The organism is Nocardia sp. NPDC049190, from assembly GCF_040648115.1.
In the GTDB taxonomy this organism is placed as follows: Bacteria; Actinomycetota; Actinomycetes; order Mycobacteriales; family Mycobacteriaceae; genus Nocardia.
The window spans coordinates 93201-114906 of record NZ_JBEZDE010000021.1; the positions used below are offsets into that span (position 1 = coordinate 93201).

Annotated in this window: 19 protein-coding genes; 6 read left to right on the plus strand and 13 right to left on the minus strand. The window is 65.7% G+C overall.

From position 1 onward, the window contains the following. Nucleotides 1-1341: 1341 nt before the first annotated feature. The 8 genes from AB0B25_RS19450 to AB0B25_RS19485 form a co-directional block, all read right to left on the minus strand. The gene (locus tag AB0B25_RS19450) at nt 1342-1743 is read right to left on the minus strand and encodes a hypothetical protein (protein WP_357181141.1); all 402 of its coding nucleotides are present in this window, start codon (nt 1741-1743) and stop codon (nt 1342-1344) included. Between the two features lie 174 nt (nt 1744-1917). Next, nucleotides 1918-2124: a CDGSH iron-sulfur domain-containing protein gene (locus AB0B25_RS19455; protein WP_357181145.1), complete on the minus strand. Its 207-nt coding sequence runs from the start codon at nt 2122-2124 to the stop codon at nt 1918-1920. Next, nucleotides 2105-2266, minus strand: coding sequence for a hypothetical protein (locus AB0B25_RS19460; RefSeq protein ID WP_357181148.1), 162 nt, complete (start codon nt 2264-2266; stop codon nt 2105-2107). The genes AB0B25_RS19455 and AB0B25_RS19460 overlap by 20 nt, the downstream gene beginning before the upstream one ends. Nucleotides 2267-2530: 264 nt before the next feature. After that, nucleotides 2531-3538: an iron-containing redox enzyme family protein gene (locus AB0B25_RS19465; RefSeq protein WP_357181150.1), complete on the minus strand. Its 1008-nt coding sequence runs from the start codon at nt 3536-3538 to the stop codon at nt 2531-2533. Between the two features lie 262 nt (nt 3539-3800). Continuing rightward, the gene (locus AB0B25_RS19470) at nt 3801-4763 is read right to left on the minus strand and encodes a ferritin-like domain-containing protein (protein WP_357181153.1); all 963 of its coding nucleotides are present in this window, start codon (nt 4761-4763) and stop codon (nt 3801-3803) included. Nucleotides 4764-4836: 73 nt separating this feature from the next. Next, entirely contained in the window at nt 4837-5163 is a 327-nt protein-coding gene (locus tag AB0B25_RS19475) for a plasmid stabilization protein (RefSeq protein WP_357181155.1), read from the minus strand. Between the two features lie 80 nt (nt 5164-5243). After that, nucleotides 5244-5561 (minus strand): hypothetical protein, encoded by a 318-nt coding sequence (locus AB0B25_RS19480; RefSeq protein WP_357181158.1) that lies wholly within the window; start codon nt 5559-5561, stop codon nt 5244-5246. Nucleotides 5562-5787: 226 nt separating this feature from the next. After that, nucleotides 5788-6678 (minus strand): manganese catalase family protein, encoded by an 891-nt coding sequence (locus AB0B25_RS19485; protein ID WP_357181161.1) that lies wholly within the window; start codon nt 6676-6678, stop codon nt 5788-5790. Between the two features lie 588 nt (nt 6679-7266). On the opposite strand from AB0B25_RS19485, the gene AB0B25_RS19490 reads away from it, so the two are divergent. The 3 genes from AB0B25_RS19490 to AB0B25_RS19500 all read left to right on the plus strand — a co-directional run bounded on the left by AB0B25_RS19490 (nt 7267) and on the right by AB0B25_RS19500 (nt 10358). Further along, nucleotides 7267-7791 carry a MarR family transcriptional regulator gene (locus AB0B25_RS19490; RefSeq protein ID WP_357181164.1) on the plus strand — a complete coding sequence of 175 codons (525 nt, stop codon included), beginning with the start codon at nt 7267-7269 and terminating at the stop codon, nt 7789-7791. A gap of 127 nt (nt 7792-7918) precedes the next feature. After that, the gene (locus AB0B25_RS19495; protein ID WP_357181167.1) at nt 7919-9616 is read left to right on the plus strand and encodes a GMC family oxidoreductase; all 1698 of its coding nucleotides are present in this window, start codon (nt 7919-7921) and stop codon (nt 9614-9616) included. 157 nt (nt 9617-9773) lie between these two features. Continuing rightward, complete coding sequence (locus AB0B25_RS19500) at nt 9774-10358, plus strand: NAD-dependent epimerase/dehydratase family protein (RefSeq protein WP_357181170.1); 585 nt, start codon at nt 9774-9776, stop codon at nt 10356-10358. A 541-nt stretch (nt 10359-10899) separates the two neighbouring features. Here AB0B25_RS19500 and AB0B25_RS19505 read toward each other — a convergent pair. Beyond that, a complete protein-coding gene (locus AB0B25_RS19505) occupies nt 10900-11511 on the minus strand; it encodes a QsdR family transcriptional regulator (protein ID WP_357181173.1) in 612 nt (203 codons plus the stop codon). Between the two features lie 48 nt (nt 11512-11559). Then, a complete protein-coding gene (locus AB0B25_RS19510) occupies nt 11560-13356 on the minus strand; it encodes an acyl-CoA dehydrogenase (protein WP_357181175.1) in 1797 nt (598 codons plus the stop codon). 599 nt (nt 13357-13955) lie between these two features. Between AB0B25_RS19510 and AB0B25_RS19515 the strand changes: the two genes are divergently transcribed. After that, complete coding sequence (locus AB0B25_RS19515) at nt 13956-15194, plus strand: cytochrome P450 (protein WP_357181178.1); 1239 nt, start codon at nt 13956-13958, stop codon at nt 15192-15194. Nucleotides 15195-15255: 61 nt separating this feature from the next. Here AB0B25_RS19515 and cysC read toward each other — a convergent pair whose 3' ends face one another. Genes cysC through AB0B25_RS19530 form a run of 3 tightly spaced genes read right to left on the minus strand, consistent with a single transcriptional unit; the run spans nt 15256 to nt 18932 of the window. Then, a complete protein-coding gene (cysC, locus tag AB0B25_RS19520; RefSeq protein ID WP_357181181.1) occupies nt 15256-17091 on the minus strand; it encodes an adenylyl-sulfate kinase in 1836 nt (611 codons plus the stop codon). Further along, nucleotides 17091-18023, minus strand: coding sequence for a sulfate adenylyltransferase subunit CysD (gene cysD / locus AB0B25_RS19525; RefSeq protein ID WP_357181183.1), 933 nt, complete (start codon nt 18021-18023; stop codon nt 17091-17093). The genes cysC and cysD overlap by 1 nt, the downstream gene beginning before the upstream one ends. A gap of 9 nt (nt 18024-18032) precedes the next feature. Then, nucleotides 18033-18932 carry a helix-turn-helix domain-containing protein gene (locus tag AB0B25_RS19530; protein WP_357181186.1) on the minus strand — a complete coding sequence of 300 codons (900 nt, stop codon included), beginning with the start codon at nt 18930-18932 and terminating at the stop codon, nt 18033-18035. Nucleotides 18933-19015: 83 nt separating this feature from the next. On the opposite strand from AB0B25_RS19530, the gene AB0B25_RS19535 reads away from it, so the two are divergent. Together AB0B25_RS19535 and AB0B25_RS19540 are read left to right on the plus strand one after the other, a co-directional pair. Continuing rightward, entirely contained in the window at nt 19016-20179 is a 1164-nt protein-coding gene (locus AB0B25_RS19535; protein WP_357181188.1) for a hypothetical protein, read from the plus strand. A gap of 140 nt (nt 20180-20319) precedes the next feature. Further along, complete coding sequence (locus tag AB0B25_RS19540) at nt 20320-21483, plus strand: sulfotransferase (protein WP_357181191.1); 1164 nt, start codon at nt 20320-20322, stop codon at nt 21481-21483. Nucleotides 21484-21706: the final 223 nt, after the last annotated feature.

Consider the following 21706-nt stretch of genomic DNA (forward strand, 5'->3'; position numbering starts at 1 on the left):
GGTGTCCCCACTGCGCGCCCATTGCGTCGGACCGACGGTCGGTATTCCATCTGCCCGACAGGTGGTATTCCATCCGAACGGCATGAGATGGACCCGTTCTCCGCGTTCTTCGAGGCGTTCGGCGAGCTCCGACAACATATCGAGCGTGTCGGCCGACTCCGACAACACGTCCACGGTGTCGACGAGGGAGACGAACCGACCGGCGGCACCCACCGATCAGGGGAATCCGTCGATGACAAGGCATGCCGCGTCGGTTGCGGCCGCCAGACGCTTGAGGACCCCGACCGCGGAACCAGCCAGCGAACGATCATCATGTTCGACGCCGACCGTCAGCACCAGACAGTCGAAGAATATGCTTCGCACTCCGACTCTCGACGGATCGAGGCCGACCCCACACGGTCCTGGCATCGCGGTATGTATTCGAATGTGTGGCAACGACGGCTGAATATCCTCATCTAATTTACCAATCCCGCTGTAGCGTTACCCGAGTTTCGAATTCGGACGGAGATGTATTCCGTCCGGATCGCTCCAGACCGCAGCGTGACCCGGGGTGGCTGCGTCGAAATTATCCCGTCGGGCCCGATTCTGGCGCCATGCCGCACCACGCTCCAACAGTTGCACGTGAGTACGGCAAAAACCGATGATCTCCTATCGGAAAATCAGGAGCCCAGGCCTCGATGTGTCGCCCGGCTGACAACTCCGGGCACCGGAAGGTAGTTCTGATTCACTCGCCTCGAGGTGCGGGCGTCGCGGGTCTCAGGAGGCGTCCGAGACGCGCCGCACGGCGGAATGCCCTGTGGTGGTAGCGATGTCGATAACGCCGCGGCGGTCGGCCGACTGATACGAAGACCTGCTGTCGGTCGATCTTGCTGTCGGCCCTCGAGTTCCACGGATTCCGCGATCGGCGCGCTGTATGGGCGATCGGACCGGAAAGTTGGAACGTCGATCGAGGCAAACGTCGATCGAGGCAATTGTCTACCTGCCGATCAGATCGAACGCATATACCATCCAGTTGGGCAGTCCACTGTTTCTTCTCGGCGCACTCGCTCGGGCGGTCACGCGAGCCATGATACGAGCCGGAAGGTGAAACGGACTTTATCGTATGCGAATGAAATTTTTCGCCGAGCGCACAGTTGGAACAGAGTGGGTCAGGGCTCGTAGCTCATGTCTGCACCCTGACCCTGAGCGACAGCGGCTGTCGAGTTCGACGGCTCGTCAACCGATGCCGTCGGCGTCCGACAGCTCGACCCACCCTGGTGGCCGCTGAACGCAACGCAGGTCGGGAACGCGCCGTGCTCATTTCATCCCGATCCGGAGAGCCGGCGCATCTCGGAGTCGGCGTCAGAGGCGGTGCGACGGCTGGTCGGCATCACCCTCCTGCTGTGTGCGAGCCGGCTTCGAGTCCGGATCGACCTTGTCCGCGCGCTCCCACTCCTTGTCCACTTCGGTTCGCGCGTCCGCCGCCTCGCTGCGCCGCATCTGCGCCTGTTGAGTAAGCTGCTCGGCCTGCGCCGCCTTGGCCTCGCTTTCGGCCTGTGCCGCTCTGCTCTTGGCGGCGATCTCGTCGGCCCGCGCCTTCTGCTCACCGACCTCGAATTCCCGTTCCGCTGCGCGGTCACGGATGCCCTCAGCTTCGAAACGCCGGTGCTCGCGCTGTTTGCGCATCATCACCCACACGCCGGCCGCAAGCAGAATGACCACAATGGCGACGACAATGATCACGATCACAATGGTGGTGCTCATCTTTTGACTCCTCGCACGCTCCCCCTTCCACCCTAACGCCGCTCGGCTCATCCCTGAACTGCGAAAATGAGCGTCAAGACGTCTACGTCGGGGCCCTTGGCTACATACGGTGAAGGCGGCAGCGCACACAGCGCGACAAGCCACACCTCAGACACCCATCGCTGACGAGCAGGTTCATTGCCCTTGTGGGCGGCGGGTGCGGTGGCTGGCGTCGCACAAGGGATAGTTCCGCGATCGCTTGCACAGGCAGAGTGCGACCATGAAACGGTCGCAATGGATAGTTTCACCATCGGCGGTGACCAGCTCGACCGGACCTTCGATGAGGGCAGGTCCGTCGGCGGTGTAGATCACCCGCCGTGGGTCACGCGCCGAGGCGGTCACCGCGTGTCACCACCAGGTCCTCGGTGTGTTGATCGCGTTCGATCGAACCAACGGCGCGCAACCAGGTTTCGCGGCCGCGCAGTACCGGACCGAAGGTATGTTCCGGTGTGCGACTACCGCGGCTTTCAGGCCGCGTTGCCATTGCGACGGCACCATGCGATCGGCCCCGGCCATCGTCGACTGCACGATCGACGCAACGCCACGCGGATGGCGTAGTTCCGAGGGCGTTGTGCACAACCGGTCGAGAACGGTCCGCCCGTCCACGCCCATGTCCCATGCCGTGCTGCTTCGGGATGCGGCTCGTAGTGGTGCAGGTACGGAGGGCGGGTCCGCGAGGACGAGATCGAAATCCCGTCCGGCGAGGACACGCCGGGGTGAGGGCAACACCCGACCGGTCGGCAGCGGCCTAATCATCATCGGCGTGCCAGGTGTCATCGCGTAGCGAACTATGTCCGGCGTTCCACGCGGTACGGAGATGGTCGGAGAAACGGCCCTCCATCAATTCTGTCGTCTGCATGCCGAACACGACGGCAGCGCGTTCGTCTGGTTCGCGTGCCAGCAGGTCGCCGATTACGTCGTGACGCATGATCTGTTCGTGGACGGCGTCGGCCTCGACGTGTTCCCGGTAGAACAGCACGCACGCCGGGTCGGCATCGTGCCGTGTCAGCGCGTACACCATATTGCGGGAACTGAGTGGGGAGGTGATCTCGGCCGCCGCGAAATGTCCTACCAGGGCACCCCGATGTATCCGGTGCAGACCGAACAGCGACATCATGTTCACCAATGCGATCATCGGAGCCGGCACGGCGTCGAAATAGTGCAGGTACCCGGGATCCAGGCCCGCCGCGGCGAGCAGATCGGCGTATAGCTGCGCGTGCACTCGTTCACCACGGCCACCACCGAATTCGTCGTATTCGACCGCGACCAGCGACGCCTTCGCCTGCCCACGCAACCGCGGAATCACCCATGCGTAAGGGTCGGCTTCCTTGTGGTGGTAGATCGAGCGGTGCACGAAATACTCGCACAGCTGCCACCAGGCGCCCTCGTCACGTAGGAAGCGAGTGATGCTCGTGGACTCGTCGGACGGCGTCAGCAGACCCGCTAGTTCGGCGTCGAGATCATCGCCACCGACAACACCGTTGTGCAGCGCATCAGTGAAGAGTCTTTCCATATCGGCGCGCAATCCGAGGAGACACGGATCCCACTCCCATCCGGGATCGACCTGCGGATGGCCGTGATAGTGCAGCTCATACACGGTGTGCAGGGCGGCGTGCATGTCCTCGCCGAACGGGTCCGACGTCCCGAGTGGAGGGACCGGCGAGCCAGGTGTTCGGCGCAGGACGTCGTTCACAGCATCAGAAAGGGGGCCACGCGCCGCGGGCAACGGCTTCAGGGGCAGGTGAGCGATCGTCATGGGAACTCTGTCGGTCTCGTAGTCGGATTCACCCTCGCGATACCCGGTGGACCCGCTCCGAAACGCTGCAAAACAGCGGATTGGATCCGCTGAGCGGATATCCAACCAGAGGTACGCCACTCGAGAGGTCGAGAACGATACGGCCGAGCAGGCCTCGACATCGGCTCATTGTCGTGCAGGACCGAGACGATGCCGCTCAGACAGCGACGTGCCCGTCGCTGTCTGAGCGGCATCCCGTCCGCGGATAGGCCCCCGGGAAAGGTCAGTTGAGGCCGGTGACTTCTTGCGCGATCGCCGCGAGCCGGGTCTGGGCGGCTGAGACGACGCCTTGGCGGTCCTTGTTCGCTTCCTCATAGGCGACGATCGCTCGGATGTCTGCCGGTTCGGTCAGGTCCTTGACCGCCGCGATGGCTTGGCCGACGTTCAGTTCGTCGTAGTCGTCGACGGGTAGTTCGTCGGGCTCGAGAACGCCGGTGGTGGTGCGGAACGAATGCAAGGCGTCGGCGGCGGTGTCGGCGCCTTCGCGGCGGGTGACCTGCTCGGCGGTCTCGAGGGCGGCGTCGCGCGAGGCGGTGAGGGTTTTGACGGCAATGTCGCCTGCGTGTGCACCTTGGGCGAGGAGCTCACCGAGTGCGGGTGTGGTCCCGCGGACGGTGTCCAGCGCCCGATCGAGGCCGCGGGCGGACCAGGTGACGGGGATGTTGACCAGCTTCACCGCCGTCCCGGTGGCCGCCTGGAGTGGAGTGCGCCGCAGTGCGGCCGGACCGCCGAGGGCGTCCTCGGCCAGGACGGTGGTCAGCCAGTCCACGGTCGCCGAGTGCGCGATGATCAACCGGTCCGCCAAGGTCACGACGTCGGGGAGCTGGGAGGTGGTCGCGAGGGCCTTGATGTACCGGGCACGGTCGAGGAGTTGGTGTTCGAGGGCGAGGTCGCCGAGCAGGGCTTCATCGAACGGCTGGGCTTGTTCGACCATCGCCTTGACCACGGCGGCGGCTCGTCCGAGGAAGGGGCCGATCAATTCCGGGACGCCGCCGAGTTCGCGGATGGCGGCCTCGATCGCCTTGGCGCGTACTCGGGCGTTGTCAGCGTTGGCGGACAACTCGCGGCGCACAGCTTCGGTCCGGGCCTGCGCGATCCGGGTTTCGGCGATCTGGATTTCGGTGTTCGTCAGGTCGAGGACAGCGCGCAGCTGCGCCAGCAAGGTAGTGGTGTCTTGTCTGCTCATGCGGATCTCGTTCCTTCGGTGTTGTGGCATCGGGTCAGCGCGAAGTGCGCCGTTACAGCGCCTATCCGCGCATTCAGCTGCGGCCCAGCGCGTCGGCCAGCTGCTTTTTGCTCATGGTTGAACGGCCTTTGATACCCCGTTTCTTGGCTTCGCTGTACAGTTGGTCGCGAGTAGGACCGGTCGAACCACGATGAGAACGTTGCCCACCGCGCTTCTGCGGCGACATGTCGTCTAGCGAGGTTTTGCTCGCGGTTTCGGTCTGCCCGGCCTGGGCGCGGTTCTTGTTGACCGTCCGCGCTGCGATCTCTTTCGCACGCCGAACGCTTTCGCCTCGGGTCTCTGCCGAGGCTTCGATGTGTTGATATTGCCGTTCTTGCTTGTCGGTCCATTCCTTCGGCATCGAGGCACCTCCTACATAGCTGCGTTCCGTCGCGGCGGACTCGTTCCGGGGGTCTGTCGGTCTACCCGAGAATTCGCCGCTCAGTGACCCATTTGATCGCTTAGCGCCAATCCCTCACGGTTTTTCACGCGCTTGTGTGCCAGCAGTACCCAGATCACTCCGGTGCCGCCGCACACCGCGGCGCACACCGCGGCCACCACCGCCCAGCCCATGAACCCGTACGCTGCCGCGGTCAGCGTCAATACCAAGGCGATGATGCCGAATGCACACAACACGATGCCCGGGATGTTATGGCCGTCTTCGATTGTCTCGCCGGCGTGACTGCGCGTAGTCCGCATCCGATCCGGAAATCCAGGCGGGTGTTCGATTCGCGACTGGTGTCGCGTGTTGTCCGACATCACGGTTCCTCCATCCCAATCCTCGAGGCACGCGTCGACACGATGTGCCAGCGAGCTCATGGTGGTGATACCGCGACGCCGCAGCTTGAAACACGGCCCGATCTACGGGCGAATTCACGGTGCGTGACCCAGTGGCCACGCGCCGTTCGATAAATTCGCTGGTGCCTTGGCGCCGCGTGCGACCAGATTTTGTCACCGTTGACAGTGCACAGCATGCCGTGCGGGCTCAGTCGGGCATGTGCGATTCGTGGGTGAAGGGCTTGGTGCCGTGCACCGCCGGCCCGCCATGGGGGTTGGTCTCGGCGCCGTGATTGGTGTGCTCATCCGAGCTGAGCCAGTCGGTGACCGGATTGTCGATGTAGCGCCACTCGGTACCCGCGGGCCACGGGCCTCGCCCTTCGTTCCACGGGCCGCGGGCGCTACCCGAACCGTTGGACATGTTGAACGCGACATTTTGGAACCGGTCGTCGCCGGGGAGCGCTCCTGGCGGGAAATTGACCGGCAGGTCGTTGAGGGCTGCGGTGAACTGCTGGAAGTGCGCGATTTCGCGGGTCATCAGGAACGAGAGCGTGTCCTGTACACCGGGGTCGTCGGTGAATTGTTTGAGGTATTCGTAGACGATCTTGGCGCGGGATTCCGCGGCAAGATTGCTGCGCAAATCGACCGACGGCTCGCCATTGGCATTGACGTAGGCCCCCGACCAGGGCACGCCGGCGGAATTGCTCACGTCGGGGCCGCCCCCGGTCAGGCCGAAATACAGCGGGTTCACCGCTACCTGGTGGATCGCGTGGTCGCGTCCGTCGGAGCTCGCGATGACCGGCATCCAGTCGCACCGCTCGTTCGCCTGCTTCAAGTCGTCGTTGAGTCCGTCCAGCAGCATCGTGATCATGGAACCGACTATTTCGAGGTGACTGAACTCCTCGGTCGCGATATCCATGAACAGGTCATAGGTCTTCGGATGCTTGCGTCGCAGCAGAAATGCCTGGCTGAAGTATTGCATCGCGGCTTTCAGCTCGCCGTTGGCTCCACCGAATTGTTCCTGCAGGAGAGTGGCGAAGCGTGGATCGGGACGGTCGACGCGAACTTCGAACTGGAGATCCTTGTTATGTGTGAACATTGCTTCTCCCTACCGTGTCATCGCGGTTGTTCTGTTCGACGTGCACTGACTGCCGCAGGATGCGTGGAACCAACCGGACATCGTGTCGTCCGGACAGCGTTTCGGATGCCGACCGGTGCGGCTGCCGTCATTCCGACTGCCGCCCCTCACCACGGCGCGGGTTTCAGTGGCATACCCATCGCAGAATGAGCAAGTGATGCATCTCTGGCGCGCGGTGGCGACGATACGGGCTCGCGCGGCCGATCGTGCACAGCGACACGAGATGCACCGCCGCCAGAAAATGGTTGGTCGTAGAGCACTGACAGCAGGCTCCCGGCGCGACTGCCGTAGCGGGCCGGTTGTCACATTCAGCGACGCGGATAGCGTATCCGCAATACAGAATTCGTCGGGGATACCCGCAGAATCGTCGAGGTCCGGATCCGAATCGGGTAGGCGGACATAGTCGGAAGGATCAGGAAGTCATCAACCCTGGGTCACCGCGCGGTTCAGCGGCGTTAGGCGAGTGGCGATATCGACTCATGACACGCGTATGGCCAGCACGCCGACGACGCATTTCTGGGGACGAAATCGCTACAGTAGAGTGCTCTGATGCCCGAAGTAGCGCATCCCTCTCCAGCGGTGCGTGTCGATGTGGTCGCGGCGCCCGCCAGCGCGCTGAACGCGGAGCACGACCTGTTCGCGCCCGCCGATCAGCTGTGCTTCGCGCTCTACTCGACCTCGCGCGCGATGACCGCCGCCTATCGACCGTTCCTGGACTCGATGGCGATCACCTACCCTCAATACCTGGCCTTGCTGGCGCTCTGGCAGCGGCCGGGCATGACCATGAAGGAACTGGGTGAGCAGTTACGCCTGGCTTACGGCACCGTCTCGCCGCTGATCCAGCGACTACAGGCGCGCGGACTGGTGCAGAGTGTGCGCAGCGAGCGCGATCGCCGCGCGGTCGAATTGAGTTCGACCCAGGCGGGACACGCGCTCCAGGGGCGCGCCAAGGAGATGATCGAGTCTGTGCTCGGCGCCGTCGGGTATCCGTTCGAGACCATGATCGCGTTGCGCGACCAGGTCAACGCGCTCGGCGAGCGCCTGGCGACAGTCGCCGAGCGCGAGGTGGGCTGACAGGCGCGGGCGCAGGACTCTACCCACACCGTCGGTGGCGCGTGTGCCGCGATGTCGGCCGCGGATCTCGATATCGCGTCCGGATATCTCCGCCGGTCCGGGCATTCGTCGTCTTACGCTCGAGCGCATGGACAGCCACTACGACGTGCTCGTGATCGGATCCGGCTTCGGCGGCAGCGTCGCCGCGCTGCGGTCGACCGAGAAGGGTTACCGGGTCGGTGTGCTGGAGGCAGGCCGTCGCTTCGCCGACGACGAGTACGCGAAGAACTCCTGGCATCTGCGCGAGTATCTGTGGGCCCCGAGATTCGGCTGCTACGGCATCCAGCGGCTCACCCTGCTCAACGACACCTTCATCATGAGCGGCACCGGTGTCGGTGGCGGATCGCTGGTATACGCCAATACGCTCTACGAGCCGCCGGAGAAGTTCTACCGCGATGTGCAGTGGGCGCATATCACCGACTGGCGCGCGGAACTGGCGCCGTTCTACGACCAGGCCACACGGATGCTCGGCGTCACCGAGAATCCGGCAACGACGCCGGCCGACCGGATCCTGCGCGAGGTCGCCGAGGATATGGGGATCGGTCACACCTACCGACGCACTCCGGTAGGTGTGCTGTTCGCGGACAACGACTCTCGTCCGGGTCAACAGGTCGAGGACCCCTACTTCGGCGGAGTCGGACCGACCCGTTCGACCTGCACGCACTGTGGTGAGTGCATGACCGGCTGCCGGCACGGTGCGAAGAACACCTTGGTGAAGAACTATCTCTATCTCGCGGAAAAGGCGGGTGCGACCGTGCATTCACTGACGACGGTGACCGGCGTGCGGCCGCGTTCCAACGGTGGCTACGAGGTCGAGACGGTGCGCACCGGTCGATGGGTGCGCAAGAGCCGGCGGATGTTCACCGCCGACCAGGTGATCTTCGCGGCGGCCGCGCTCGGCACCCAGAAGCTGTTGCACCGGCTGCGCGACAACGGCAGTCTGCCGCGGGTTTCCCCGCGCCTCGGACATCTGGCCCGCACCAACTCCGAGCAGGTTCTTGCCGCGCGCTCGCTGCGCAAGGACACCGACTTCACCGAGGGCGTCGCGATCACCTCGTCCATCCACCCCGATGAGCACACCCACATCGAGCCGGTCCGCTACGGCAAGGACAGCAACGTGATGAGTTTGCTGACCACGGTCCTGGTGGATGGCCGCGACGGCACGGCCCGATGGCTGCTCGGGGTGCGGGCGCTGATCGCGCAGCGTCGCAACCTGTTCCGGATGCATTACCCGCGACACTGGTCCGAGCGCATGGTCGGCGTGCTTGTCATGCAGAGCGTGGACAACTCGATCGTCACCTACACCGAGCGCGGACTGTTCGGCAGGCGGATGACCACCAGACCTGCGTCGGGCGCCGCGCCGCCGACCTGGATCCCGGTGGGACACGAGGTGACCCGGCGGATCGCCGAGAAGATCGACGGCATCCCGCAAGGCGCCTGGACCGACCTGGTGAACATTCCGATCACCGGCCATTTCATCGGCGGCTGCGCCATCGGGGACACGCCGGAAACCGGTGTTGTCGACCCTTATCACCGGGTCTACGGACACCCGGGCCTGCACATCACCGACGGCTCGACCATTTCGGCCAATCTCGGTGTGAACCCGTCGCTGACCATCACCGCTCAGGCCGAACGAGCCATGGCGCTGTGGCCGAACAAGGGCGAGGAGGATCAGCGCCCGGCCCTCGGCGCGGCCTATCGTCGGCTCGCACCGATCGAGCCGAAGAACCCGGTGGTCCCGGCGGCCGCCCCTGCCGCGCTGCGACTGCCGATCACCCCGGTCTGAAAGAACCTCTCGAATCCGTGTCCTGGTCGCGAGACCGCGGTGAACGGTGGTACCGGCGCGCCCTGGGCGGTCGGGAGTGGATGTGCTGGTGGTCGGGTTCCTGGGGTGTCGTGACCGAGCCGCCGGTGGTCGGAAGGGGGCGGATTATGGTGGATCGGTGCGTATCTTCCTGGCCGGTGCGACCGGCGTCATCGGAGTCCGGCTGGTTCCGCTGCTGATCGAGGCGGGGCATGCTGTCGCGGGAATGACGCGGTCCGCCGCGAAGGTCGACCAGTTGCGCGCTGCCGGAGTGGAACCGATTGTCTGTGACGTCTACGACGCGCAAGCACTGACCGCTGCCGTTGTCGCGTTCCAGCCGGAGATGGTGATGCATCAGCTCACCGATCTGCCCGACGACGCCGCGCTCCTGCCCGAACGTGCCATGGCGAATACACGGATCCGGACCGAAGGTACCCACAATCTCCTCACCGCCGCGAGCGCCGCCGGAGCGAATCGGTTCCTCGCGCAGAGCATTGCCTGGGCGCCCCCAGGGGGACGGGGCGAGGTGATCCAGGCGCACGAGACGGCCGTGATCGACATCGGCGGTGTGGTAGTGAAGTACGGCCAATTCTACGGTCCGGGAACCTATTACGACACCGGACTGCCGCCGCACCCACGCGTGCACGTCGACGACGCCGCGCGACGCACCATCCCTCTGCTCGATGCGTCAGCAGGCGTGGTGATCGTCGCCGACGCGTCCTGAGTACGCCAGTCAGGCGGTGCAGGGCCGGTCGGCTACCCGGCGATCGGATCGCCACTCGTGGTCGAGGCGATCGAGTACCTCTCCGGCAGGCTCGTCGCGAATCCGACGGTGTCGCCGGCGGCCGGCCATGACGGTTCGACACTGTCGACAGCCCGTACGATCGTCGAATCACGCACGGCTAACGGCGATCTCAACGGAGACGCGAACAGCCACACGACCAAGGGCGCCACGATCGCCCGGGCGGAGGAACCTCCTGCGGCGTCGGTGCGGCGGGCGTCGGGCCCGGCGACGACTGTGCGGGCGGGCGCAGTCGGTGCGGCGTCCGACGGTCGCGCCGACCGCGATCAACCCGATGGACAGCACCAGCACGAGCAGCAGCCGAACGGCGCTGGAGGAGAGGCGGGTGAGTGCTGTTGCGCCGGTCGCCGCTGCCGGGTCCGCGCCTGCCAGGACAGCCGCGAACCCGAACAGCGCGACGATCGCGCCGAGTCGCGCGTGCCGGAGGTCCGCTCGGAGACGACGGCACGTGGCGACGTTTCGGCTACCGAGCGATTGCCTCGGGGATGCCGAGTAGCGCCGCCTGCACCTCGTGCAATCGGTCGACGTCGCCGCGGATGCCTGCGACGTTGTCGTTGTAGAGGAATGCCTCGCCGAGCCGGACCAGCGCGTAGGCGAGCAGTGCCGGTTCGAGCGGCGGTTGGTAACCGTCCTCCTGCTCGGCGCGGGCGATCAGCTTGCGGACGGTGGCGACGATCAGGGGCTGCACCGGTCCATCGCTCGCGGTCAGAATGCGCAGACCGGACAGCGGCTCGTTCTCGAAGTAGCGACGAAACGGTTCGTTGTCGGTCATCCAGCGGTTGACCCGATACAGCACGTCCAGGATGCGGCGCGCGCCGGTGGAGCGGCGGCGCGCGTCGGCGCGGGTGAGCAGCGCCTCGAACTCACCGGCAAGGACCGCGCCGAGCACACCGTCGCGGGAGCCGAACCAGCGGTAGATCGAGGCGCGACTGAGCCCCAGTTGCCCGGCAATCGCCTGGATGTCCACCCGCTCGCCGGACAGGAACGCCTGCCGGGCGAGTTCGATGACCTGTGCCCTGGTCGCCGAGGCCGGTCGGCCGGGAGGTCGGGTGGTCCGCTGGCTGGAATCGGTCACCGCGATATGATACATCCTTCAGAAATGTATCGAACCGGGTGCTCCTGGTCAGAACCAGGCGTCCCGCATCTGCAGGGTAGTCGTATCCATGCGTGCGAGCAGGTCGAGTGCTGGTGCGGTCTTGGGTAATTCGAAACGAAAGAAGTACCGCGCCGCGTGCCGCTTGCCGTCGTAGAAGTCGCCGGCCCGATCGGCGGCGGCAAGGAATTGCTGGAGCCAGATCCACGCCAGCACGGTGTGCCCGAACGTCTCCAGGTACACCGAGCTGTTGGCCAGTGCGGCCTCGAGGTCGCCGGTGGCGAACATGCTCGCGGTCACCTCGACCAGACGCTGCCAAGCCGAATCCAGATCGGCCGCGAGCGCCGCCGCTTCGTCACCCGCCGCGCGCGCGGCGGCGACTGTTGCCCGGACTCGCCCGTCCAGCGCGCGCAGGCTGGCACCGCCATGCTGGGTCACCTTGCGCCCCAGCAGATCCAGACCCTGGATGCCGTGCGTGCCTTCGTGGATCGGGTTGAGCCGATTGTCCCGGTAGTGCTGCTCGACGTTGTACTCGCGGGTGTAGCCGTAGCCGCCGAGTACCTGGATGGCCAAGCTGTTCGCCTCCAGGCACCACTGCGAGGGCCAACTCTTCGCGATCGGCGTCAGGATGTCGAGCAGGAGGGTCGTCGCGCGCCGGTCGTTTTCGCTGGCCGCGGTGTGCTGTTCGTCGACCAGCCGTGCGCAGTAGAGCACCAGCGCCAGCGCGCCTTCCGCATAAGTTTTCTGCGCCAGAAGCATTCGCCGCACATCGGCGTGCTCGATGATCGGCCGCTGCGGCCCGTCGGGGTCGGCGGGCAGCTTCGCTCGCCCCTGCGGGCGGGTGCGCGCGTAGTCGAGCGACTCGAGGTACCCGGTGTAGCCGAGCGCCGTGGCGACCAGGCCGACGCCGATCCGCGCCTCGTTCATCATGTGGAACATGTAGGTCAGCCCACGATGCGGTTCGCCGACCAGATAGCCGATGGCGCCGGCGGCGCCGCCGGGCGTCCAGCGCCCCTCGCCGAAGTTCAGGACGGTGTTCACCGTGCCGCGGAAGCCCATCTTGTGGTTGAGTCCGGCCAGTGCCACGTCGTTGCGCTCGCCGATCGCGCCGTCGGCGCCGACCAGGAACCGCGGCACCACGAACAATGAGATGCCCTTGGTGCCCGCGGGTCCGCCGGGGATCTTGGCGAGCACGAGGTGCACGATGTTCTCGCCGAGTTCGTGATCGCCGCCCGAGATCCACATCTTGGTGCCGAACAGCCGATGGGTGCCGTCGTCCTGCGGCTCGGCGCGGGTGACGATGTCGGCCAGCGAGGAACCCGCCTGCGGCTCGGACAGGCACATGGTGCCGAAGTAGCGCCCCGCGAGCATGGGGCGGACGAACCTCGCTATGTGCTCTGGATTACCATGGGCGACAAGCAGATTCGCGTTGGCCACGGTGAGGAACGGGTAGCCGGCGGTGCCCGGGTTGGCGGCCTGGAACCAGGCGTAGCTCGCCTGGGTGACGGTCGCGGGCAACTGCGCACCGCCCAGTTCGTAATCCATCGCGGCCGAGGGGAGCCCTGCGTCGGCGAATGCCGTCAGCGCTGTGCTCACCTCGGGGATGATGGTGACGCGTTCGCCGTCGAAGGTCGGCTCGTTGGCGTCGTTGAGTTTGTTGTGCGGCGCGAAATACTTGGTGGCGAGCTGCTCGCTGAGTTCGAGCACGGCGTCGAAGGTCTCCCGTGAGTGCTCGGCGAACCGCTCACGTTCGGTGAGCTGCTCGACGTCCAGCCACTCGTACAGCAGGAAATCGAGATCGCGCCGGGACAGCAAGGTCGACCGCATCAGCCCGTCCTTTCGAGACAAATATAATCCACTGTATCTTACGGAAAGTGGTGGTCGGTAATTCGGTCCTCCGAGTCGAGCAGGCCGCGGGGGGCGGCATCCATGAAGTTTCTTCCGCGCTCGGCGGCCGACTCGAATCGGCGTGATGCGTCGGGTGCTGGTGGACGACGGCGCTGTCGTGGCCGAAGTCACCGAGGTGCGGTTCGCGCCTACGCAGCGGCAACGGAGGCGTTGGTTTCGGCATCCGACGCGTCTACGTGCCGCCCCGTCGGTGTCGGCGGAAACAGAGATCGCGGACCTTGTCCGGCAGCGCGGTCATGCGGCTGGTCGATACGCCGCCGCGGCGACGCACCCGCGTCGGCGGCGGCGAGAATCGTGTGTGTTCTGTCTGCACGTGAAAACTCGAGACGGCATCGCTCGAGTTGAGGCGGAGAGAGTTGGTCGGATTGCGTCGGACATCGAACTGCCGCACATCTCCGAAGGGTAAGTCGTGCACTGGTGTTCGTATTCACCCCACACGACGATCACTCGGTTCATACACTGGGCGCACGGTTGACTCTTGGATCACCGTAGGAGAAGTGAGCTGGCCCGGAGGAAATATGGACCTGGGTGCATTCGACGGTTCGTACCGCACCGATGCCGCGTCCGTCTGGCGTGCACTGCTGGATTCCGCGCGCACCGTTCATTATGCCGACGACCTCGGAATGTGGCTGATCACCGGATACCGTGAGGTTCGGGAGATCTTCGGCGACAGTGAGACCTTCGCCAACGCATCGACCCTCGCCCCCGTGTACGACATGTGCCCGGAGGCATTACAGGTGGTGGCGCAGATCGAGGCGCCACCGACCACGGCTGCCGCGGACGCTCCGGTCCACCCGCGCACCCGTAAGGCGCTGCGGGCGGCCTTCGGCACGACCGCGAAAGCGGCGGCCGAGCAGTACGGGCAGATCGTGGAACACCGCGTCACCGAATTGGTCTCCCGCCTGGTCGAGCGGACCGGGCAGACCGTGGATCTCATCCCCGAGTTCACCGCCGTGCTCCCGCTATTGGTAATTGTCGACATCCTGGGCGTGCCGGCCGCGGACATCCCGCGGATCAAGCGCTGGTCCGATGGACAGATCGCCCTCATCTGGGGCTTCCCCACTCCGCGGCAGCAAGTGGAGCTGGCGCAGGGGCTGTTGGAATTCTGGCGATACTGCCGCAGCCTGGTGACCGGTCGACTCCCGCACGCGGGCACGGGTACCGATTTCGTGAGCCGGGCCCTGCGCTACCGCGATGGAGACGACGCCACGCTGACCTTGGACGAGGTCGCCAGTCTTGCCTTCAACCTCTTGGTCGCCGGGCACGAAACCACCGCTGGACTACTCACGCACGGACTCGATCAGGCGCTCTCGGTCCCGGACCGCTGGAACCACCTGGTGCGCAATCCCGACGACGTCTCCGCGTTCGTGGAGGAAACACTCCGATTCGGCCCGGCGATCGACGGCTGGCTGCGCGTGACCACCAAGGAGGTTACCGTCGGGTCGACCACCATACCGGCCGGCGCACGCTGCCTACTGTTGATCGGCGCCGCCAACCGTGATGCCGCGGTGTTCCCGGAGCCCGACACATTCGACCCGCGACGCTTGACAGCCAAGGAGCATCTGTCGTTCGGCTACGGTGTCCACTACTGTGTCGGGGCAGCGTTAGCCAGATTGGAGGCGGGCGTCGCGTTGCGCGCGTTGGCTTCCGAGGTGCCGGGCCTGCGCCTTGCGTCGGAACACCGCACCTCCTTCCACCCCAACGTGGCTTTCCCATCCCATCGGAGTCTGTCGGTCGTCATCGCCCCGACAATATGACGTCGGCGTTCCCCGGCCGGGGTTCCCGTTCGGTGACGACGAGGTCTTCCGTCCGCCGGGCTCAGTCCAATCGGGTCAGCCGGGCGATAATGGTCGCGGCCATCGACGCGGGGTCGCCGTGGTCGGGGCGCAAGACGATGTCCGCATTCGTCGGCGCCTCGTAGGGATCGTCGATTCCGGTGAAATTGCGAACCTCACCCGCGCGCGCCTTGGCGTACATGCCTTTGGGATCGCGGGCTTCGCACACCGTCAACGGGGTGTCGACGAAGACTTCGAGGAACGGCAGCCCCGCCGCCTCGTGTAGTGCCCGCACCCGGTCCCGGTCGGCGCGATAGGGACTGATCAGCGAGACCACCGCCACCACACCGGCTTCGCCGAACAGCCTGGCCACCTCGCCGACGCGCCGGACGTTCTCCCCGCGATCCGTCGCGCTGAACCCGAGATCGGCGTTGAGCCCGTGCCTGAGGTTGTCGCCGTCGAGCAGGAACGCCGGCCGCCCGGCCGCTACCAATCTGCGCTCCAATTCCACGGCGACCGTGGACTTGCCGGAGCCGGACAGCCCCGTCAGCCAGACCGTCAGTCCGCGTGTGGCGCGCTCGTCGCGCTCGACTGCGGTGGCATGCCAGACCACCCGGGAGGAGGGCAGGCTCGGACCGGTGATCATGCCCGCGGCGACGGTGTTGTTGGTGGCGTCGTCGACGAGGATGAAGCTGCCAGTAGCGCGATTGCGGCGATACGGGTCGAACAGCAGTGGTCGTCGTGTACGGAGTTGGACTCGACCGATCTCGTTGAGCGACAACGACTCCGCGTCTTCGTCGCGATGCAGTGTGTTGACGTCGAGTCGGTAGTCCAGGGTGTGGATCTCGGCGGTCACCGCGCGCGTGGTGTGCCGGATGGTGTACGTGGCGCCCGGCGTGAGCTGGGCGTCCTCGGCGAACCAGCACACCATCGCGTCGAGGTCACGGCCCGCGAATGGACGGTTGTTCGGGCGGCAGATCAGATCGCCGCGGGAGATGTCGAGATCGTCGGCGAGCTGGATCGTGACCGCCTGCGGAGGAAAGGCTTCCCCGACCGGTGTGCCACCCGGCCCCCAGATCGCCTCGACTGTCGTGGTGAATCCCGAAGGTAGCACGGTTACTTCGTCGCCCGGCTTGAATACCCCGCCCGCCACGGTTCCGGCATAGCCGCGGAAATCCTGAGCGTGCCTGCGCGTCACGTACTGCACCGGAAAACGTGCATCGATCAGGTTGCGATCCGAGGCGATGTGCACCTCTTCGAGATGGTGCAGCAGGGGAGTGCCCTCATACCACGGCATGCTCGCACCGCGGTGCACGACGTTATCGCCGTGCAGCGCCGACACCGGCACGAACGCCAGGTCGGAGACGTCCAGCTTGGAGGCGAACCGGGCGAATTCCGACCGGATCTGCTCGAACCGATCCTGCGACCAACCGACCAGGTCCATTTTGTTCACGCAGAGCACCAGGTGCGGGATGCCGAGCAGGCTCGCGAGGAACGCGTGGCGGCGGGTCTGCTCCACCACGCCCTTGCGGGCGTCCACCAGGATGAGCGCGACATCGGCGGTGGAGGCGCCGGTCACCATGTTGCGGGTGTATTGGATGTGTCCCGGGGTGTCGGCGATGATGAATTTTCTTCTCGGCGTGGTGAAATAGCGATGCGCGACATCGATGGTGATGCCCTGTTCGCGTTCGGCGCGCAGTCCATCGGTCAGCAGTGCCAGGTTCGGATAGTCGTCGCCGCGCTCGCGGCTGGTGCGCTCCACCGCGGCGAGCTGATCGGTGAAGAGGGTCTTGGAGTCGAACAGCAGACGACCGATCAGGGTGGACTTGCCGTCGTCGACGCTGCCCGCGGTGGCCAGGCGCAACAGTGTGGTCGTCATCAGAAGTAGCCTTCTCGCTTCCGGTCTTCCATGCCTGCCTCGGAGATACGGTCGTCGGCGCGGGTGGCGCCGCGCTCGGTGACGCGCGCCGTCGCGACCTCGGCCACCACCTCGCCCGGGGTGGCCGCAGTGGATTCGACGCAGCCGGTACAGGTCGCGTCGCCGACGGTCCGGAACCGAACGGTGGCGTCGTAGGGTTGTTCGCCGTCGAGGAGTTCCAGAAAGCGGGTGTAGGCCAACAGCATTCCGTCGCGTTGGACCACCGGCCTGCGATGTGCGTAGTACAGCGGGGGGAGCTCGATGCCCTCGGCGGCGACGTAGCTCCAGATGTCCAGCTCGGTCCAGTTCGACAGCGGGAATACCCGGATATGCTCACCCGCCCGGTGTCTGCCGTTGTAGAGGTGCCACAACTCGGGGCGTTGGCTGCGTGGATCCCACTGGCCGTACTCGTCGCGGAAGCTGAAGACCCGCTCCTTGGCGCGGGCCTTCTCCTCATCGCGGCGTGCCCCACCGAAGACCGCGTCGAAGGAGCCCTCCTGGATCGAGCGCAGCAGGGTAGTGGTCTGCAGGCGGTTGCGGGAGGTACGCGGGCCGGTCGCCTCGACCACCCGGCCGGCGTCGATGTCGTCCTGTACTCGCCCGACCACGAGGCGCAGTCCCAAGCGCGCGACCGTCTGGTCGCGGTAGGTGATGACCTCGTCGAAATTGTGCCCGGTGTCGATGTGCAGCACCGGGAACGGCGGCGGCGCGGGCCAGAATGCTTTAGCCGCCAGGTGCAGCATCACCACCGAATCCTTGCCGCCGGAGAACAACAACACCGGGCGTTCGAATGTCGCTGCTACTTCCCGGAATATGTGCGCCGACTCGGCCTCGAGCGCGCCCAGGTGAGGTAGCTCGTAGCTGCCGTCCGTCGACTTCACATACTGGCTCACACCGCAAAATTAGAACACGTTTCGGTCATAGGTCAATGGTTTGTGCCCACCGGAGCTCGCCGTCACCGCATCGGCCGCGGCGACCAGGGCCGCACCTCGGCGCGCGATGTCGGCGCCGGTGATCGACGCACCGACGTGCATGGTGAGCACCATGTTCTGCCTGCCGTCGCCGCGATAAGTCGGCGCGGCGAGCAGGCTCACCGCGTGTTCTTTGCGTGGACGCAGATCCGCACCGAGATAGACCCGCTCGCCGAGGCTTGTGACCAGCTCGCCGACCAGTTCGCGAAGCTCGTCGGGCAGATCGCGGTCGGCGACGCCGGCCAGGAGCGAATACAACCGGCGACCGGCCGCGGTGGTGCTCTCCACCAGGAATCCGCGCTCGCGGCACTCGGCGACGACCTGGCGTAATCGGGCTTCATCCTGTTGCAAGGGCACTGCGGGCGGCTTTGCCAACCAGGCGTCGAAGGCCGCATCGGTGTCCCAGAGCACGTACATCAGGCCGACCGGTGGGGCGAAGTGGTACGTGGTCCCGACCTTGACCGGGCCCGGCCCGGTGCTTTCCAGCACCATGATCTGCTCACCGATCACGGCCGACGCGGTGCAGGTCGTGCGGTAGCGGTCGGTGAGTTTCTCCAGTTCGACCCGGGCGAGTGCCGAGATGGTGAAGCTGTCCTGTGCTGCCCGGCCCGCGGCGATCAGTGCGGGACCGAGGCCGTAGCTGAGCGTGTGGGCGTCGCGCACCAGGTAGCCACCTGCGGTCAGTTCGGTGAGGATGCCCAGGCAGGTCGGTTTCGCCAGGTCGAGCGCCCGAGCCAGCTCGGAGAGCCTGAAACGTTTGCCGCGATGCTCGACGAAGAAATCGAGTACTTGAACCACTCGCGCGGTGGGTGCGGACCGACGGCCGACCATTGACCACTCCTAGAACGCGTTCTAATCTTTCCTCAGATGAAATGTACCAGAGTGGTACATATTTGGAACACTGGAGAAGCCTCTTGCTGACACAGCCGTTCGCGGACGCCATCGCCGCCGCCGAGCAGATCATCACCGAAGCCAGGCATATCCGCACCGAACAGGACCTCATCGAGGGCTATGACTATCTGGCGGGCAGCATCCGCGCCTCGCTGCAGATGGCGTGGGCCTATGAGCGGGACTTCCCATTCTTCGTGCAGTCCACCGGGCCGTACACGAAGGTGGGGCTGGACAATCCCGACACCCTGTATTTCCATGCCTACCTGCGGCCGGAGGCGGAGTACGTCGTGATCGGCACGCGCGGCAGCACGCGGGACCTGAGCTTTCAGGTGCTCAACGGCGACTACTCGCCGGTGGACGTGCCCGACAGCCTCACCGCCTTCGACGACCGCGAGCTGGAGATCGGCTCCGACGGGCGCTATGAACTCCGATTCGGTCCCGGCCCGGCGCGTCCCGGCTACGTGCACTTGGGCCCCGACGCGGCGATGCTGGTAGTCCGCGAGGTGCACAGCGATTGGTCGACCGAGAAGCGGGGCGCCCTCCGTATCCAGCGGATCGACCGGATCGGCGAGACCCCGCCGCCGCCGACCATGGACATGCTCACCAAGCGGTACGGCGTGGCGGGCAAAATGCTGGTGGCGCGGCTGCAGACCTTTCTGGCCTTCCCGGAATGGTTCTATCTGAACTTGCCGGTCAACACGATGACCGAGCCGCGTTCCACGCCGGGTGGGCTCACTACGCAGTTCTCCTCGGTCGGCCACTACGAGTTGGACGACGACCAGGCGATGATCATCACGGTGCCGAAATCCGACGCGCCGTACCAGGGGTTCCAGCTCGGCAGCATGTGGTATCTGTCGCTGGACTACATCAACCACCAGACCAGCCTCACCGCGGACCAGGCACACGTGGACCGGGACGGATTGATCCGCCTCGTGGTCAGCGAGCGTGACCCCGGTCTGGCCAACTGGATCGAACGCACCGGGCACGCCCGGGGATACCTGCAGTTGCGCTGGCAGCGGCTGTCCAGAGACATGAAACCTGACGACGGTCCGACTGTAGAGGTGGTGTCGGTCGACGACCTACCCGAGCGAGTGCCGTTCTATGACCAGGCGCGCGTCACACCCCGGCAATGGCGCGCGCGGATCGCGGCGCGGCAGGTCGCGGTCGCGGAGAGGATGCTCGGTTGAACTCGGTGCGGGACAAAGTGGTCATGGTCGCTGGTATCGGACCAGGTCCGGGGCACTCGATCATCGTGAGTCACCTTCGCACAGCGCTGACGATCCCGACCGGGTGCGGGTGTCCCGCACCGACACCGAGGAGATGAAACGTGATCGGAAGAGACGACGTCGGGACCATCGACGATCTGCACGCGTCAGCGACCAAGGTCGTCGGACTGAACGACTTCGGGGCCGACGACTACCGCGACGGGCTCGGGGTGCTGCTCGAGTCGTATGCCGACGACGCGGAGCTCACACCGCTCGGTAACAAGGTGCATCGCGCTTTCCTGCGCGGCGCGCTGATCGCGCGGCTGCTCAGCGAATCGGCCTGGCGGCGTTTTCCGGAACACGCCGATGTGCCGATCGAACGGCCGATCTTCGTGACCGGCTTGCCGCGCTCGGGCACGACGGCGGTGCACCGGCTGCTCAACGCCGACCCGGCGCACCAAGGGCTCGAGATGTGGCTCACCGAGATGCCGCAGCCGCGCCCACCACGCGACACCTGGACGAGCAACCCGGTGTATCAGCGTCTGGCGGCCGCCTACGAACAACATCACGTCGAGCACCCGGAATTCATGGGTGTGCACCACATCTCGGCCGATCAAGTGGAGGAGTGCTGGCAGTTGCTGCGGCAATCGGCCATGTCGGTGTCCTACGAATGCCTGGCCTATCTGCCCGGCTACTCCGCGTGGTTGCGCGGCCGGGACTGGGCACCCGCATATCGAAGGCATCGGCGTAACCTGCAGCTGATCGGCGTGCCGGAGGCCGGAAAGCGGTGGGTGCTGAAGAATCCGAGCCATCTGTTCGCACTCGACGCTCTCTTCGAGGTCTATCCGGACGCGTTGATCATCCAGATGCACCGCGATCCACGGACCATCATCGCCTCGGTCTGCAGCCTGAACGAGCAAGCGTCGGCGGGCTGGTCGGAGAAGTTCCGCGGACCGGTCGTCGGTGCGACGCAGCTGGATCTGTGGGCGCGCGGCGCGGACCACTTCCTGCTGGACCGCAAACGGCACAATCCTGCCCAGTTCTGCGACATCGACTACGACGATTTCGTCAGCGATCCGATCGGTACGGTCGAGTCGATCTACCGGTATTTCGGGCTGCCGTGGACCGAGCAAGCGATCTCGGCGATGGCGGCGTTGCACGCGCAGAGCACGTCGGGGGCAGCGCGTCCGGCGCACCGATACACCCTCGCCGATTTCGGGCTGACCGCCGATCAGGTGGACGCTCGGTTCGGTGCCTACCGGGAAGCGCACTTCCCAGGGCGGTGATCGGACGGTGCGCGCCGGTCGTTCGAGACGATCGCCGCGTCCGGGGCTGCCCCGCCATGACACCCCGCGCAGCCACCCATCGCGCGCATTTCTCGCTGGGTCGAGTCGCGAAAGTGCTGTTCTACACCGCTTTTCGCGCAGGGGCTACCCAATTGCGCGTGACGTGCGCGCGTGCAGCGCGCGCCATTCTCGTCCGGCGGAAAGGAATTCTCTCCCGCTGACA

What these genes read in the sequence shown, in the direction of transcription:
- AB0B25_RS19480 (WP_357181158.1), bottom strand. Translation starts at nt 5,561, where the DNA reads ATGTCGGACAACACGCGACACCAGTCGCGAATCGAACACCCGCCTGGA.
- AB0B25_RS19515 (WP_357181178.1), top strand. Translation starts at nt 13,956, where the DNA reads ATGGACCTGGGTGCATTCGACGGTTCGTACCGCACCGATGCCGCGTCC.
- AB0B25_RS19530 (WP_357181186.1), bottom strand. Translation starts at nt 18,932, where the DNA reads ATGGTCGGCCGTCGGTCCGCACCCACCGCGCGAGTGGTTCAAGTACTC.
- AB0B25_RS19475 (WP_357181155.1), bottom strand. Translation starts at nt 5,163, where the DNA reads ATGCCGAAGGAATGGACCGACAAGCAAGAACGGCAATATCAACACATC.
- AB0B25_RS19465 (WP_357181150.1), bottom strand. Translation starts at nt 3,538, where the DNA reads ATGACGATCGCTCACCTGCCCCTGAAGCCGTTGCCCGCGGCGCGTGGC.
- cysC (WP_357181181.1), bottom strand. Translation starts at nt 17,091, where the DNA reads ATGACGACCACACTGTTGCGCCTGGCCACCGCGGGCAGCGTCGACGAC.
- AB0B25_RS19490 (WP_357181164.1), top strand. Translation starts at nt 7,267, where the DNA reads ATGCCCGAAGTAGCGCATCCCTCTCCAGCGGTGCGTGTCGATGTGGTC.
- AB0B25_RS19470 (WP_357181153.1), bottom strand. Translation starts at nt 4,763, where the DNA reads ATGAGCAGACAAGACACCACTACCTTGCTGGCGCAGCTGCGCGCTGTC.
- AB0B25_RS19450 (WP_357181141.1), bottom strand. Translation starts at nt 1,743, where the DNA reads ATGAGCACCACCATTGTGATCGTGATCATTGTCGTCGCCATTGTGGTC.
- AB0B25_RS19495 (WP_357181167.1), top strand. Translation starts at nt 7,919, where the DNA reads ATGGACAGCCACTACGACGTGCTCGTGATCGGATCCGGCTTCGGCGGC.
- AB0B25_RS19485 (WP_357181161.1), bottom strand. Translation starts at nt 6,678, where the DNA reads ATGTTCACACATAACAAGGATCTCCAGTTCGAAGTTCGCGTCGACCGT.
- AB0B25_RS19510 (WP_357181175.1), bottom strand. Translation starts at nt 13,356, where the DNA reads ATGCGGTCGACCTTGCTGTCCCGGCGCGATCTCGATTTCCTGCTGTAC.
- AB0B25_RS19460 (WP_357181148.1), bottom strand. Translation starts at nt 2,266, where the DNA reads ATGGCAACGCGGCCTGAAAGCCGCGGTAGTCGCACACCGGAACATACC.